The 16366-nt window shown below is 37.0% G+C and carries 17 protein-coding genes; 9 read left to right on the top strand and 8 right to left on the bottom strand.

Annotated elements, in window-relative coordinates:
* Window positions 1-397 precede the first annotated feature (397 nt).
* Window positions 398-829 carry a hypothetical protein gene (locus DM558_RS02165; protein ID WP_127161850.1) on the top strand — a complete coding sequence of 144 codons (432 nt, stop codon included), beginning with the start codon at window positions 398-400 and terminating at the stop codon, window positions 827-829.
* 55 nt (window positions 830-884) lie between these two features.
* On the opposite strand, the gene DM558_RS02160 is transcribed toward DM558_RS02165, so the two are convergent.
* Window positions 885-1382, bottom strand: a complete 498-nt coding sequence (locus DM558_RS02160) for a hypothetical protein (protein WP_127161849.1) — start codon at window positions 1380-1382, stop codon at window positions 885-887.
* 604 nt (window positions 1383-1986) lie between these two features.
* Between DM558_RS02160 and DM558_RS02155 the strand changes: the two genes are divergently transcribed.
* The 5 genes from DM558_RS02155 to DM558_RS02135 all read left to right on the top strand — a co-directional run bounded on the left by DM558_RS02155 (window position 1987) and on the right by DM558_RS02135 (window position 6831).
* Window positions 1987-3264: an MFS transporter gene (locus tag DM558_RS02155; protein ID WP_127161848.1), complete on the top strand. Its 1278-nt coding sequence runs from the start codon at window positions 1987-1989 to the stop codon at window positions 3262-3264.
* A 48-nt stretch (window positions 3265-3312) separates the two neighbouring features.
* Window positions 3313-4194 (top strand): D-hexose-6-phosphate mutarotase, encoded by an 882-nt coding sequence (locus DM558_RS02150; protein WP_127161847.1) that lies wholly within the window; start codon window positions 3313-3315, stop codon window positions 4192-4194.
* 36 nt (window positions 4195-4230) lie between these two features.
* Window positions 4231-5037: an NAD-dependent epimerase/dehydratase family protein gene (locus tag DM558_RS02145; RefSeq protein ID WP_127161846.1), complete on the top strand. Its 807-nt coding sequence runs from the start codon at window positions 4231-4233 to the stop codon at window positions 5035-5037.
* A 54-nt stretch (window positions 5038-5091) separates the two neighbouring features.
* Window positions 5092-6183 (top strand): lactonase family protein, encoded by a 1092-nt coding sequence (locus DM558_RS02140; RefSeq protein WP_127161845.1) that lies wholly within the window; start codon window positions 5092-5094, stop codon window positions 6181-6183.
* 237 nt (window positions 6184-6420) lie between these two features.
* On the top strand, window positions 6421-6831 hold the full coding sequence (locus DM558_RS02135; protein WP_127161844.1) for a GyrI-like domain-containing protein: 411 nt from the start codon (window positions 6421-6423) through the stop codon (window positions 6829-6831).
* Between the two features lie 529 nt (window positions 6832-7360).
* Here DM558_RS02135 and DM558_RS02130 read toward each other — a convergent pair.
* From DM558_RS02130 to DM558_RS02110, 5 genes are all read right to left on the bottom strand, one after another.
* A complete protein-coding gene (locus DM558_RS02130) occupies window positions 7361-8044 on the bottom strand; it encodes an EcsC family protein (RefSeq protein ID WP_127161843.1) in 684 nt (227 codons plus the stop codon).
* A gap of 121 nt (window positions 8045-8165) precedes the next feature.
* Window positions 8166-8474: a hypothetical protein gene (locus DM558_RS02125; protein WP_127161842.1), complete on the bottom strand. Its 309-nt coding sequence runs from the start codon at window positions 8472-8474 to the stop codon at window positions 8166-8168.
* Between the two features lie 51 nt (window positions 8475-8525).
* Window positions 8526-8885, bottom strand: a complete 360-nt coding sequence (locus DM558_RS02120; protein ID WP_127161841.1) for a hypothetical protein — start codon at window positions 8883-8885, stop codon at window positions 8526-8528.
* 39 nt (window positions 8886-8924) lie between these two features.
* On the bottom strand, window positions 8925-9440 hold the full coding sequence (locus tag DM558_RS02115) for a hypothetical protein (RefSeq protein WP_127161840.1): 516 nt from the start codon (window positions 9438-9440) through the stop codon (window positions 8925-8927).
* Between the two features lie 527 nt (window positions 9441-9967).
* Window positions 9968-10417 (bottom strand): hypothetical protein, encoded by a 450-nt coding sequence (locus DM558_RS02110; RefSeq protein WP_127161839.1) that lies wholly within the window; start codon window positions 10415-10417, stop codon window positions 9968-9970.
* Window positions 10418-11104: 687 nt separating this feature from the next.
* Here DM558_RS02110 and DM558_RS02105 point away from each other — a divergent pair.
* Window positions 11105-11533, top strand: a complete 429-nt coding sequence (locus DM558_RS02105; RefSeq protein ID WP_127161838.1) for a TOBE domain-containing protein — start codon at window positions 11105-11107, stop codon at window positions 11531-11533.
* 438 nt (window positions 11534-11971) lie between these two features.
* Here the strand turns inward: DM558_RS02105 and DM558_RS02100 are convergent, their stop codons facing one another.
* Window positions 11972-12613, bottom strand: coding sequence for a hypothetical protein (locus DM558_RS02100; protein WP_127161837.1), 642 nt, complete (start codon window positions 12611-12613; stop codon window positions 11972-11974).
* A 42-nt stretch (window positions 12614-12655) separates the two neighbouring features.
* Here DM558_RS02100 and DM558_RS02095 point away from each other — a divergent pair, with 42 nt between their 5' ends.
* The gene (locus tag DM558_RS02095) at window positions 12656-12994 is read left to right on the top strand and encodes a hypothetical protein (protein WP_127161836.1); all 339 of its coding nucleotides are present in this window, start codon (window positions 12656-12658) and stop codon (window positions 12992-12994) included.
* A 536-nt stretch (window positions 12995-13530) separates the two neighbouring features.
* Window positions 13531-15462, top strand: a complete 1932-nt coding sequence (locus DM558_RS02090) for an acyltransferase family protein (protein WP_127161835.1) — start codon at window positions 13531-13533, stop codon at window positions 15460-15462.
* Window positions 15463-15673: 211 nt separating this feature from the next.
* Here DM558_RS02090 and DM558_RS02085 read toward each other — a convergent pair whose 3' ends face one another.
* Window positions 15674-16342 carry a SurA N-terminal domain-containing protein gene (locus tag DM558_RS02085; RefSeq protein WP_127161834.1) on the bottom strand — a complete coding sequence of 223 codons (669 nt, stop codon included), beginning with the start codon at window positions 16340-16342 and terminating at the stop codon, window positions 15674-15676.
* Window positions 16343-16366: the final 24 nt, after the last annotated feature.

Here is a 16366-nt window from a genome sequence, read left to right as displayed (position 1 = left end):
AATTAAAATATTATTCACAATATAACTATGCTTAAGTATAAGAAATCCTATACTTAAGTATTATAAAAATAAATTAAATACACATTTCTCTTTATCTTGTTGTGATAAAAAATAAGTCTATTGGAAATAACTTGTCGAGAGTAATTAACTCCCTATACAATAGGGGGGCTGTAGCAAAATCTATGGCATGGGCTTGGTCGCCCATTCAAACCCAAAGCTGCGATTAATCTTTTAATCCGCAGATAGCGTAGTTTCGCCTGTATTTCATGGCGGGCTGTGCGCGGGACACCGAAAGGTGTGCCGTTTCCTTTGGGTTTGCGGTCGACCAACCTGTGCACAGTTCCGCCTCCCTTTTTTTTGGGAGGCCTTCAATTGGAAAGGTACAGGAGTGGACACAATGACTGACTCAATGGAAATTGAAAAACCCGTTAACGCAGAAGAAACCAACGCTAAAACGCAAACCATCAAAAAAGCTAAACCCCGAGCAAGCAATAAAAACAAAACCAATCAATCACACAACCATGCAAAAAACACAAGCTTTGGGATTAAAAAAGCACCTTGTTATATTCCGTTAAATCTTATCTCACAATGTGGGCATGAGTTTGTGTTGTATTATAATGCCAATGCACCGCGCCAAGCGATTTTTGATTGTGCTACCTCGCGCATTAAAGCCGCCCTTCATTTATTGGAAGTATTTGGCGCGACTAAAAATGCTGAAGCTCAAACGCTCTACGCCGTTGCCTCTGCCTCTAGCTTGTTGTTAAACGATGCGCTCACCCTCTTACACGAGCTAAACCCAAATGCCTATCGCCTAATGCTAAAACAATGATGTTAATATTGTTTGCTTTAAAGCCAATCGTTTGATTGGCTTTTTTAGGCGTCATTTATTGTTGATCCTCTGCCTCTAGCGGGTGTGCCTTTGCTAAACGGGCTTGGTTGATTTTTTCTATAAACTGTTTACCGCGCCAAACATAAGGGATAGTAATTTCATGTTCATTTAATAAACGAGAGTCTAATTTTATCGTATAGCTTTGGAGTATCCACCCTATAACACTAGGGACATAGAGAGCATCTTCTAAATTAGACCACTCAATTTTATGCACTCGCTTTTGCCATGGAAAAACACCATAAAATGCCCATATACCTTGTTTATTGGCATAAATCTTAACCCGCTCTACACCCAAGATCACAAAAAACCAATACACTATCGATACTAGCGTGATGATTAATTTAAATGCGCCCGCACTCAGCCCCGAAAAGAAAAAGAAAGCCCCCATCACACAAAATGCAATGATATTAATAATGATATATTTTATATACACGATGAAAGAGAGCCTTGCACAGAACATCATATCATTGATTATTTTTAGCTTATTACTCACCGAAAACCTCTTAACCTAAAATCCATCTTTACCCCTACAATACAATTTAATAGTCTATAATGCTCATACAAAAGTCAACCAGCGCAATTATAAAGATACTATGCACATGCAAAGGTATTGCACAAGGAAATAGGCAAGACAAGCAATGAGTAAAGCACAGGTATGATTGAATAGAAGAAGAAAAAGGCTCAACATTATGACCTACCCTTACAACAAGCCGCCTTTAAGGGCGGTTTTTTTATATCGATACACTCACTTTGTGCCAATGAGGTAAAAAAATACTCGCATTTTTTGCTGTCATTTGAGAAAATAATTGCAATACGTTGTGATATAAAAAAATAAGACTAATAATTTATCCAGCATGATAATACCCTTAGACTTCACAAGGGAATTGCAGATAAAGCTCCTTATAAGTTTTAGATGATTGTTTAAACAAGAAGTGTAAATAAGTCGTCCATTTCTAACCTAATTATGTGTAATTGCCCATTTTATACAGTGATTTTTCATTAACTTGCCCAATGCTATCTCGTTTTATTTATAGTTAAATGCCATGAAGTAGAAATATATTATTACAGAACCCTCTATCTTAAGTTAAGGAGAAACTATGAAAAGAGTCAAGGGGTTAAGATGGTATATGATTACGTTGGTTACCATAGGGACTATCCTCGGTTATTTAACTCGAAATTCTGTCGCCGTTGTTGCAACGGAGTTAATGAAACCTGAAAGTGGATTTGGGCTAACCACACAAGAATACTCTTATATCGTAGCCGCTTATTCAATGTGCTACACCATTATGCAACCAGTAGCGGGTTATGTACTCGATTTGTTAGGCTCTCGCTTTGGTTATGCCATCTTTGCAGGGTTATGGGCCATTTGCTGTATGGGTTCTGCTGGTACGACAGGCTGGGTTGGTTTGGCCGCTAGCCGAGCAGCCGTAGGTGCTACTGAAGCGGCGATGATTCCCGCAGGCCTAAAAGCTTCAAGTGAATGGTTCCCCGCAAAAGAAAGATCAGTCGCCGTGGGTTGGTTTAATTTAGGTTCTTCCATTGGTGCAATGCTAGCCCCCCCTGTCGTTGCTTGGGCTATTTGGTTTCATAGTTGGGAAATGGCTTTTATTTTATGCGGTGTGTTAAGTTTTATCTGGTCTATTGCATGGTTAATTATTTATAGAACCCCTCGTGAGCAAAAATATTTATCGGCTGAAGAAAAAGAGTATATTCTCTCCGGCCAAGAGGCTTCACACTCTATCGAAAATAAGCAAAAGATGCCCATCTTAACAATCATTCAAACACGACGTTTTTGGGGAATCGCCCTCCCCCGATTTTTGGCCGAACCCGCGTGGGGAACGTTTAATGCATGGATTCCTATTTTCATGATGAAAGCCTACGGGTTTGACCTTAAAGCAATTGCGATATTTGCATGGTTACCCATGCTATTCGCAGATGCAGGCTGTGTATTGGGCGGTTATATGTCGCCTTTTTTCCAAAAACACTTTAAAGTTGGCTTAGTGACTTCACGCAAGCTAGTGGTGACTGTTGGCGGCGTGTTAATGATTGGCCCAGGCTTAATTGGTTTATTTACTAGCCCTTATGTGGCAATTGGCTTATTATGTATTGGTGGATTTGCGCACCAAGCATTATCCGGAGCACTCATCACACTATCATCCGATGTTTTTGGTCGTAACGAAGTCGCAACAGCAAACGGTTTTACAGGAATGTCGGCTTGGCTAGCAAGCACTATTTTTGCATTAATTGTTGGCGCGTTGGCTGATACCATCGGCTTTAGCCCTTTATTTGTTATCTTATCTATCTTAGATCTTTTGGCCGTAGTAGCCGTGTGGACAATACTACAAACACCCAAACAGTCCCCAAAGACTGTGTAGTACCGAGGAGTTATCAACGATCATTATTTTGATTTAAGGAGATAGAAATTGCTTATCGAGCAAATTTTAAACTCACCCATAAAGCAACAAATTAGTTCTGCTTTATCATTGGTAACTTTTGGAGAACTAAGCTTACTCGTTGTTAAACACAAAGCGTGTGAAGCCATTATTTCATTGCAAGGAGCGCAACTACTTCATTGGCAACCAACGCAAGCTAATACCAGAGTCATTTGGTTAAGTGAAAAGACGCTTTTCACTAAACATAACCCCATCCGTGGTGGCGTTCCTATTTGCTGGCCGAATTTTGCAGATTTTGGTGAGCCTTTCCACGGTTTCGCAAGGTTACTCGATTGGAAACTAATTGAAACTAAAGAGGAAGATGACGGCGTAAGACTAAAATTACAACTAACAAATTCAGATGAAACTAATCACTATATTGGCCAGTCTTTTTCTTTAGAGCTTACACTTGAACTAAGCTCAGACTCTTGCGGTTTACAATTACAAATGCAAGCTGAAAACCTAATGGTCACTTCGGCGCTACACAGCTACTTTAATGTGTCTAATATTTCAAATATTCTAATTACCGGCCTAGGGGTGGATTATCAAGAGCGCTTTATAACCGGTAAAATACCGCAAAAAGAGGGTCAACTAACTATTAATGAAATGGTTGATCGTATCTATACTTCACCTGATCCCATGACAATAATAAACGATATACATCACTCTATTCACATTAATCATTTGAATGCATCTGATCTCGTTGTATGGAATCCGTGGCATAAAAAATGCCAACTGATACATGACATGGACGCAGATGGTTACAAAACAATGGTTTGTGTTGAAACAGCGCGTATTACTGAGCCTGTACAATGTTTAATGAACCAACCACCAATAACATTAGGTTTTATAATTGAGCTAATCACAACTTAACCATATGATTTTTTTTAAAAATTATAGGAGTTTATTATGGCGAAGCAATTTAAGCGATTACTAATTACAGGCGCAGCAGGTGCGCTAGGTACAGTACTACGTAATAATTTAAGAGACTATGCAGATATATTACGACTATCCGATATCAATGCTATGGGAAAAGCAGCGCCACACGAAGAAATCGTTCAATGCGATCTAGCTGATTTTGATGCCGTTTTATCGATGGTAAAAGATGTAGACATGATTATCCACTTTGGCGGTATTCCTGTAGAAAGTGATTTCCACTCCATCGTACACTCCAACATTGTCGGCAGCCATAATATATACGAGGCTGCTCGCAAACAAGGCGTTAAACGCGTTATATACGCCAGCTCAAACCATGCCATTGGCTTTTATAAATCAACCGAAGTAATAGACACTGAAGCAATGCACCGCCCAGATAGTTTTTACGGCCTAAGCAAATGCTTTGTTGAAGACTTAGGTAGCTACTATTACGATAAATTCAAAATAGAGTCTGTCAATATCCGCATTGGCTCCTGCTATGCAGAACCTACCGATCGCCGTATGCTAGCCACTTGGTTATCGTTTGACGACCTAACCCAACTCATTGTTAAAAGCCTAACCACGCCACGCGTTGGCTTCGCTGTCATCTATGGCGCTTCAAATAACGATCAACAATACTGGGATAACAGCAAAGCAAGTTTCCTAGGCTATGCACCTAAAGACAATGCCGGCCACTACAGAGAAATAGTACTAGCTAAACTACCTGATACCGACCCAGACCATGCGCTTTACAAATTCCAAGGGGGCAATTTCGCGGCAGCAATGCCAGACGACAAATGATTTTATAAAGCGTTAACCCTCGACACAATCAATTGAGCGCATTAGGAGAAAGACATGACCCACCCACTACCCACACATAATATGTCAACATATGTTTACGTAAGCTGTGCCGATGATAGCTCAATTGATTGTTACCAGCTAGACACCAAAACAGATCAACTGCGCTACCTACGCTCTGTCAACACAAACGGCCAAGTCATGCCAATGGCTGTATCACCCGACAACAAACAACTCTACGCCGCCATTCGCTCACAAGCTTACCACCTCATCAACTACCAAATTGATCACTCAAACGCAGAACTCAAAAAAATAGCACAAACACGGCTCCCCGCCAGCATGGCCTATATCACCACCGATCGACAAGGGAAATACCTTCTTAGCGCTTCGTATCACGACAACCAACTCTTTGTTATGCCCATCAACAACGGTCAGGTCAGTGAATCATGCACTATTTACAACACAGGGTTAAATGCCCACTGCGTTGTTGTTCATCCTCGCAATAGTTTTGTCTACTCAACCAGTCTCGGCAGTGACAAACTACACCAATACCAACTCAACAACCAAAACGGGCAACTAACAGCGATCGACAAAGGGTATATTGATACACCCAAAGGTTCAGGGCCTAGGCACATAGCTATCAGTCCCGACGGACACTTTCTTTATGTCGTGACAGAAATGACCGCCACAGTGTTATGCTATAAAATTAACCCCCATGGCGCCCTCACCTTCTTGGCTGAAATAGCAGACTTCCCACGCCAATATAATCACCTAAACAAAAGCAAACGACGCGATCAAGTCACCCCAGCTGACGAACCCACCAGTATTTGGGCATCCGATATTAAACTCCCCGCTAATGGCAACTTCCTCTACATTGCAGAGCGAACCAGCAACACCATCGGTGCTTTTCAAATCGACAAACTAACGGGCTTACCCCACTATATCGGCGCTTTTCCCGTAGAAAAACAACCCAGAAGCTTTGCAATAGATACCAGCTGCCACTACATGGTTGTCACAGGCCAACAAGATAATCACATAGGCCTCTACTCCATTAATCAACAAACAGGGCGGCTATCACCACAAACCAAAGCCAACGTAGGTAAAAACGCCAACTGGGTAGAAATCATCAGCGTTCCTAATGAACGATAAAACAATACCCCATGCTAAAAATAAGCTATACTATTATCTAACAGTGAATTAACCCTTAATTACTAAAAAGCCCTAACTAGGGCTTTTTAGGCTTACATTGGTAATGTAATAAAAAAATCCGTGAACTCTTTTTATGTAGATTGATAAATTTTCTCAAGACTAACAAAATAAAATAGTTACCACCTATTTTGTAAATGATATGATGAATGATACATTTTACAAATCACAAGGTGCCTTATGATAAACACCCCTTTGTATATAATAGATTCTATCGAAACAAATAACTTTAGCGACCCTAATATAATAGAAAGAATACAAAATATTTGGAAAAAATCTCATCATAAACTATCGGGTTACTCTGGTAATATTTATGGTATTTACCATAAATATGCAAGCAATTACAAAGGAGATTACACATTATCAATAGCAACTGATATGCCATATCTTACAAATGCTAAAGAGCCATTGATCGCAGAAGGAACTTATTCTATTTTTAAGGTAAAAGACAATTTACACGAAAATATTTTTGCTCAATGGCAGAATATCTGGCAACTTGAAGAAGAGAACAAAATTCATCGCGCCTATACACTGGATTTCGAAAGATACTCGCCTAATGGAAACATTGAAATATTTATTAGCATACTTTAGAAGAGCCTGCTTATTTTAGAATAATATTTTATTGCATAGCTTTGCCACCCCCGGAAATTAACACTCCCGATGACAAAAAAACAGCCTTCAAAGGCGTTTTTTTATGTTAATTTGTTAGCGATTACTGCACAACCTTATTATTAACAATGCGTTGTGCCCTTTTAAACCATCTAAACGCTTAAGGTAGTCTCTAGTAAAGCATGAGTGATACTAAGGATAAATTGGATTTATTAATTTTAATAGGTACTTTAATACCCTGCTGATAATACAAATGTTACAACTCGATCTTAACCACATCCTTAACTTTAGGGCCTAGGTAGATTTTATTGGTTTACCGATCAAGCAAAGGCACGCCATGGGCTACAAAAAGCTGATTATCATTTCGCTGTATTTTTTTACCGTAGGAAAAACGTTAACGTCCATGGTTATACTATAATCAAGTAGCTAGGTGAGTAAGCGCATGCGGTATACCCATATTGTGTGGAGAACTTTTAGCTTATAAAAATGTTAAAAAGGTGAAAAGAACAGGTCAGTGATTTTCTTTTTCATAATGAATAATCTCACGATCAACACTTGTGTTTAGTTGTTCTGTTACAAAAATATCGCGAGCGGCATTACCGATAAGGTTGGTTGTAAAGGCATCAAACCCTCCGCCGATTAAGCCACCGACTACAGGCACGGCTTTACCTAGGTTAATAACACCCGATGTACTGGTTTTGGTGAGCAGTTTAAAACCTACCGATTTATTGATTTGTGCAATCATTTCAAGGGTGAGGTATTTTTGTATAAGAGTGGCGGTAACCTTTGTGCCTAAATCAATTCCCGTTTTTTTTAGGATGCTTTTAACGGAGTTACCACACAGGGCGATGTAAACGAGGGTTCTTACTTTTTCATCTTTGATATCATGCCCGTTTAGATGTGCAATGGCGGCAATCATTCTAATCTGTATTAAAAGAATGGTGGCAAAATTAGCAGGCACTGCCACGGGTAAAGTGAATACACCGCCTGAACCTGTAATAAAGCCAACGGTAGCACTTTTGGTGTTTTGCCAACGAATCAAGGAGTTTACTTGCTCATTGGTGCTGCGATGGTCTTTAAAGGATTGCGCCAGTTGTTCGGCTGAGTCAAACTTTAAGTAGCCTGAAATGGCTTTGTCGTATGCCCAATTAAGGAGTGAGAGTATTTTTTCTTGGGTAAGACGTTTTTCTGACATATTAACTTCCTAGTAAAGCGTTATGATCATTTAACGCTATCAATCCATGCAATACCAGCGTTTTTTTGTTATTTTTTGTTATTGCTCTACCGCAGTCATTTAATTTGTTTACCTATAGCTATTAAAGTGCTGTTGCCCAAAGAAGCATAACTAAAACTAATAAAAAGCCCGCTAATATAATAAATTTTGAACGGTGTTTTTTACTAATACGCCTTGCTAAATAAATACCTAGGCACGTACCAATAACAATACCAATAAACATGGCGATTCTGCCATTTGTCGTACCTCTAATTTCCATCATTAAAGACATGAATAGAAAAGAATAACATCCAATAATGCCACCTAATGCCCCACAAAATAATTGTATAAGCCATTGTTCTATTGGTTCGGCTATCTTATGTAGAAAAGAAAGCTTTTGCTTGGTAGGCATAGTTATTTTTCCCTATTATCTATACGCTCACAATAATGTAAATATCTTTGATTATTGAGGCTGCTCAATAATTTTTTTTAACTCGTCTGTATCCACTGTTTTAGTAATTTGTTGATAGCTCTCCTTTTCATGTCGATAGTTTACAATAACCTTTTCCTCACTAATATTGATCTGAATTTGAGGTGAGGATAATACATAATGGGGGGCATAACTTACACAGCTAGAATACCAGCCTTTTTTATTCTTTTCGAAATAAGCAATAAATTTTTGAGAGGTGTTTAACGTTTTATTAACAATAACTTGTCCTTTTTGGTACTCAATAACCTCTAGCTGGCTAGGTATTAGCTGTATAGGGAAATCAACAGGTAAGAAACTTAAACACCCTATAATGCTTAATAAAATTGTTTGCACTTTATCTCCTACACACTCTTACCTTATGAATAAAATTATTTATCGTTCTATTAGTTCATCTTGCTTATCAAGATGTTTGATCATTTCCATATGTTTATCATTAATTTGTTTAACCAGTTTATTACCGCGCCAAACATCTGCAACAACTATCTCATTAGTTTTTGTGTAACGGTGGGTGAGCTTGATGGTATAACTTTTAAACAGCCAACTAAAAAAACCTGTGTAATAAACCGCTTCATCTAAATCGCGCCATTTAATACCACTGGAGCCGCGGTTCCAAGGGAAAATACCTGCAAAAATCCAAACGCCATCTTCATCGGAATAAACTTTAACGGCCCTGGTTGATAAAATAACTAAGCCCCAATAGATTAGGGTTACCACACCGAGTATTGAGTAAAATATTGCGTTAGAATTACGAAAGAAAATATAGTCTATAACGCCTACTATGGCTAAAATAATAACAAAGCCAATAATGCTTCGTACGTAGGCAAACCAAGAAAGACGCGCTTGTAAATCAATATGATTTGATGTACTGCTGTTAACGCTATTACTCATTTAAAAAATCCTTAACTTATCATCATTCCAAAATAGTTATAAAATCAATCAGTTGATTTTTAACAAACGTAGTATAGCGTATTTGTATAAAACACTCAGTAATCAAGCATAAATAAAGTGTTTTTACTACAACACTCATGTAAGTACTCGCCTACCACGTTCTATAAATAATGATTTAAAAATGCAAGGAAAAAGGAAAAAAGCAGAAAAAAAATTAAATAAACACAGTAAAAAACTTGACTTATTAACACTGCCTGAAAAAACAGGCTTTTACCTGTCAACTATCTTATAATTTATTCTTTATTTTATAACTTGTTGATTTTAAATCATTTTAAATTAATTTAAAAAATAAACAATCTGTCTGTAAGGTAGTTATTATCATGCTTAGCACGTTTTTTTAAACTGTTATCAACAAAGTTATCCACAGTTTTTGTGGATAATTTTTCTACCGATTGGGAAAACACTCTTTCATCGCAATAAAAAGGAATAATCCCTCGCATAGCCTGAGTACAAATAACATAAAATATTTAACCTGCATGGCTATCAAAGCGGCAAACTTTCCACTGATTATTGTCTAGCTTACAAACAACCACACGAAATAAAACCCCTGAATCGAACTCGATAGAAACCTTGGGTTCATCTGCTTTTTCACCTTTTATTAAACGACGCAAACGATTTCCATTGGTTTGTTTAGGGTATGCATAGAGAATTTTATAATTGTCTTGCCCCCGTATTTCTGTTTTAGCTCGCTTTTTAAACTCGTTAAAATCTTTTGCAGTGAAATGGTTTTTTAAAATAAGCCCATACGCTTGCTCAAGCTCGTTATTAAAAATTAGCTGAACAAATTTTTCTGCCACACGTTTTTGCGATGCATAATTATATGGAAGTTTTAACCAATAATAAAAAAGCCCGCCGACGATAAGGCATAAAGCAAGCAATGCACTTAGCAGTACAAGATATTTTTTAGAGGCTAACATAGCACTTATTTTTATCCTTTATTAAATCCGTTATGACTTTCTAAACTCTAAAACTGCATAAACCATTTGTCTAGCAGTGACAAAAGGCATTTTCTACGGGGCTAGCAATTACCTGAAGTTGAGCAGTGTTATCTTATGCACCTTGGAGGGTTATAAATATCTGCTTAATAAATTAAAATAAACATATGAAATGTAAGTATATTTTTTTATTTAACCGAAGTCATCGACTATTTTAAAAAAACAAGCATTAAATAAACAAAAAAGTACGCCTAAATAATCAAAAAAAATGCAGTAAATAACTTGACTTATTAACATTGCCTGAAAAAACAGGCTTTGATCCGTCAACTATTTTATAATTAATCCACAATCTCATAACCAATTGATTTTAAATAACTTTAAATTAATTCAAAAAATAAGCAATCTGTCTGCAAGGTAGTTATTGTCATGCTTAGCACGTTTTTTTAAACTGTTATCAACAAAGTTATCCACAGTTTTTGTGGATAAATTATTTAAGCAATTAGATATCAGCTTTTACATAATAATTTTGCCTAATAATAAAAAATATTACATCTTAATTTTCTATTTTTGGCAGGATAAATCACTATCGTTATCTAAGGATTAAAGATAAAATCATAACGAATATTTTCTACCATCCATGTATCTTCTCTCTCAAGCAGGAGTATTAAAATGAAAACCAGTGCACGTAATTGTTTTTATGGTGAAGTTAGCGAGATCAACACAGGGGCTGTGAATGATGAAGTCAAATTAAAACTAAACGACGATACAATCATTACTGCTATTATTACTCATGAAAGTACCTTACACTTAGGTTTGGCCGTTGGTACAAAAGCATTTGCATTAATTAAGTCATCTTTTATTATACTTGCCTCAGAGATGGATAATGTCAAAGTCTCTACACGTAATTGCTTGTCTGGCACAGTGAGTGAAATTCACAAAGGTGCGGTTAATTCTGAAGTATCCATCACCCTACCTGGTGGTGAACAACTGGTGGCGATCATCACCAATGATAGTGTGCAAAATCTTACCCTCAGCAAGGGCAGCAAAGTGTCTGCATTGTTTAAGGCTTCTCATGTCATATTGGGCGTGAATGTTTAAAACTGCTTACTTCTAACTTATACAACACCTTTTTAAAGAGATTAATCTTGAGGTGTTGTTTATAAAATCTTGTATCTCCCTCTTTTATATTTTTACCCAACCCTACCGCAAAAACATCTCTTAATGCTTTAACACTTACTGATAATAAAAAAATCAAAAAGGCAAGATTAAAAAATTAAAAAAAGTACAGTAAATAACTTGACTTATTAACACCGCCTGAAAAAACGGGGCTAGACTTGTCAACTTTTTTAAAATTTATTTATAAAATTATAACCTATTGATTTTAAACAATTTTAAAACAATTTAAAAAATAAACAATCTGTCTGTAAGGTAGTTATTACCATGCTTAGCACGTTTTTTTAAACTGTTATTAACAAAGTTATCCACAGTTTTTGTGGATAGTTTAGTTTAGTGATAATCAAACTTATAAACACCTTATTATAGAGAACTATCATCCTGAACTAACCGCAACTTTGCATGTTCAATATAATCACTCACAGCCTGTTTTACCTGTTCAGGTTTCAAACGCTTACCTTGTATCGCAAAACTACCGATATAGACAATGAGTCTTAACTCAAATAAACCATTGCGCTCCAATACCATCGGCCCACCCAAACGACGTTTTAATAACAGATCAGTCTCCTCACAATCTACGGTAAAGATCAATGTTCCCATCACATCTTGCTTATAATCAAAGGCAGCAACTCGCTCCACAGGAATAGATTTAATCACATTATTAATCAACACCTGTGCGCCATCCAGTACCACAACAGGTACTAAATAGGCACACCAATACTTAACCACAAAATAGCTATCGAATACCGTCATTAAAAAGAAAAAAAGAGCAAACTCCCAGCCCAATTGTCCAGAAAAATAAGCAAATAAAAAAATACATGTAAAGCACGTCGTTCCCAAAGCTAAAAATAATGCTTTATAACGGCTAGAGCGTGCCACGGTGATAACTAAAGGTTGCAGATGATCTACAGCATGAACATTACAACCAGCCAAACTACTTTTATCCAATGTTTTTATTCTCCAAGGCAATGGGCCTAAGCTAAAAAATACGCTAACAACCATCATAACAAACCCCTTATAATAAAAAAACAACGAGGAGATTAGTCCATGAACACGCTAAAGCGCTATCAACTGATGGCTACCTACCGCTATAACATCACCTGTGCAGAAAATGACTTCACCTTTAGACTTGAAATATATCAACATGATAACGAGTTCAAAGGCATAGTCTTTCAAACAGAGTTTTATGCACTATCTCCAGCCTTTCCCTTAGAGGGCTGTAAACAACCTGCTATCGCTCACGAAGAAACTGAAATACGAGATCATTTCTTTGCTGAGCATGACCTTATCGCTGACTCAGAACAGCAAGTTATCAAACTATTTGAGGAACAAATAACACAACAATTTTTGATCGCACTACATAACACCAATAAAGAAACAATCTAAACAAAAAAAGCAAGACTAAAAAATTAAAAAAAGTACAGTAAATAACTTGACTTATTAACACCGCCTGAAAAAACGGGGCTAGACTTGTCAACTTTTTTAAAATTTATTTATAAAATTATAACTTATTGATTTTAAACATTTTTAAAATAATTTAAAAAATAAACAATCTGTCTGTAAGGTAGTTATTACCATGCTTAGCAAGTTTTTTTAAACTGTTATTAACAAAGTTATCCACAGTTTTTGTGGATAGTTTATTGCCACAATAAAGACCCATACCTACCAACTAATACTTCAATTGAATTAACTAATAATAAAAATTCTTATACACTCATTAAACGTCTTGCTCATTAGTCATCACATACATATTTATCATTCAATCAGACAACTATAAACTCATCGATTATTAAGTTAGAATTCATTCATTTTTATGATAATTTAATTAAAATTGACCAATAAAAAACTTATCGCACTATTTATAGTCAAACAGTCTCCATTTAACAAAGAACTTTTATAAATAGATTACAGACGGATGAATAATGAAATTTAGAAAAGATATAAATGGGCTAAGAGCCATAGCGGTTATTGCTGTTGTGCTTTTCCACTTTAAAATTTACGGCTTTTCTGGAGGATTTGCGGGCGTAGATATTTTCTTTGTCATTTCGGGTTACTTAATGACAGGTATCATATTCACCAAGCTAGACCGTAGCCAATTTTCAATTATTGAATTCTATTTACATAGAGCGCGTCGCATCATACCTGCACTGGCTGTTCTGTGCCTATTTCTAATAGTTTTTGGTTTCTTCTTCTTCCTGACTCACGAATACCGAGAAACCATGCGCGGAATAAAAAGCGCCATCCAATTCACATCCAACATCGCATTTAGCCAAGAAGGCGACTACTTTGCCCTACCCGCACAAGACAACTGGCTACTCCACACATGGTCGCTTTCTGTTGAATGGCAATTTTACATTATCTACCCAGCCATCATTTTGCTACTAAATCGCTTCTTAACTAAAGCATTAACTAAAAGTATTTTAATTATTTGTGCCTTGGCCTCCTTTGGTTTATCCGTCATCTATACCCCCATTGATGCCACCAGTGCCTTTTACCTACTGCCAACCCGAGCGTGGGAAATGCTAGCCGGTGGGTTGGTGTTCTTATTTCCCCTATCACTCAGCAAAAACACCCGTAGCCTATTCTTCTACACAGGGCTAATCACCCTGCTACTTTGCCTCATCTTATTAAATGATGACATTCAATGGCCAGGCTACTGGGCAATATTCCCAGTGATCGGCGCAATGCTTATTATTAGCGCCAACCAAGAAAACATCATCACCAGTAACATCGCTTTCCAATGGTTAGGTAAAATCTCTTACTCCGTTTATCTATGGCATTGGCCTGTGGTTGTATTACTGCTCACCGCAGGCTTACTCACAAACCCCTACTACGTGACAGGGGGAATCATTGTTTCTATATTACTGGGTGCACTCTCTTACCAACTCATCGAAACACGCGTTAAACTCAAATATAGCTACTGGGTTGAATGCATAAAATACATCCTTATTATTGCTATTATTACGGGGCTTGCCGCTAGCTTAGCCTCGATTGCAAAAAAACACGGCACCCGCGATATCGCCATCATTCCCTCATACATCAGAGACATCATACGCATTTCAGATGCCAGAAACCCCTACAACAAATGCTTACAAACACAAGCCCTTAGCACATACCCTGAGTGTAAAGCAGGTGCAGGAAAACCCTCTATTATTGTATTTGGCGATAGCCATGCTAACGTTACCTTCTCCGCCCTGCTTCAAGCCAATGACAAAGGGGCAAGCATACTTTGGGCATACATGGGTTGCCCTATTATAGAAGACATCAAATTTACCATCAGCCGCCGCGTCGGCTGCCAAACCCTTATCAAAGAAAAACTCGCTTTACTTGATAAAGACTACGAAAATACACCCGTGCTCATGGTAAACCGACTCTACAACAACCTAGGCAATGATAAAATGGCGCCTATCGTCTACTTCACAACGCCACATCAACGCCCCACCAAAGAATTCCTCCAAGAGTTCCAAGACCACTACGTAAAAACTATCTGCCGAATCAGCCGTAAACACCCTGTTTACATTCTCAAGCCGATTCCTGAAGCCAACTTCAATGTTCCTGAAAAACTCCTAAGAGAATCATTCTTTGCTCAACCGACCACAGTTGAAGGAACAACCCTAAAAAACTACCACCAACTCAACAGCTTTATCATTGAGAGCATGGAAAAAGCAAAAAATGAATGCGGCGCAGTCCTACTTGACCCTGTTCCCTACTTATGCCCCAATGGAAAATGCCAAGTATCACACGATGGCAAACCTTTATATTTTGATGATAACCATCTCTCAGAATACGGAAACAAACGACTCGTACCGCTGTTTAAACAAATCTTTAACCAGCCCACCGCCCGAGAACAATAAAGATAGTAAAAAAATTGCTGTATTAGAAATAGAACTAATACAGCAATGTTGTTTGAAGTGGCTAGTAGCTTTTACAAATCACTAAAACTACAGAAAGTGAATATCTAAACGATCAATTTTAAAAGAGACATATTTGCCATCAATGATGGATCTAATTTTTTTACTTATACTTATACTTATACTTTTATCATTTACCAAACAGCCCAGTATTTTATTTTTTTAGATCAAACTCACTCACTAAAGACTCTATTTTATCTTTCTCAATGGTAAAGGCTTTATTTTGACTGTAAATAATACACTGATCTTGTGAGCAACCCACTAAAGCTCCTGTTAGAACCTTGCCTGTTTTTAATTGAATGGTTTTCTTAATATCAAAAACTTCTTTATCTTTATTATCAGATGTTGTTAATTGCTGATTGTTGATAATGGCTAATGCATCCTCTTTACCTTTTTGGTAACTTCCAACAATAATCTTACCTGTATACAACACTACTAGCGCAATTAGTATTATGATAAAAAAAACAAAAAGTATTTTTACTTTAAACCTAAATTTTTCATCTTCAAACCAGGGTGTTACTTTACCTTGAATCCAATAAAACATATCAGCGAATAGAAAAAGAAAAATCGCTGTACAATACCCAAACAAACAAATATAAACAATAACTTTAAATGATGAGTTTAAACTTAATACAGCTCCATCCGTATAAAGATTATAATCATCCAACCTAACAAAGCTATAATCAATGCCTAACGTATTCAACAGGCCCTGCCAATAAAGCACACCCACAATATAAATAACGATTTTCACAATCGCATAAAGTGCGCCATTAAATATTAATAAACCAAACAGCTTGCCAAAAAAACGCTTAAAATAAACCATTACTACTCCCTAAATAAATACATG

The organism is Entomomonas moraniae (genome assembly GCF_003991975.1).
Taxonomy (GTDB): Bacteria; Pseudomonadota; Gammaproteobacteria; order Pseudomonadales; family Pseudomonadaceae; genus Entomomonas; species Entomomonas moraniae.
This window is presented reverse-complemented; position numbering and strand designations above follow the sequence as displayed.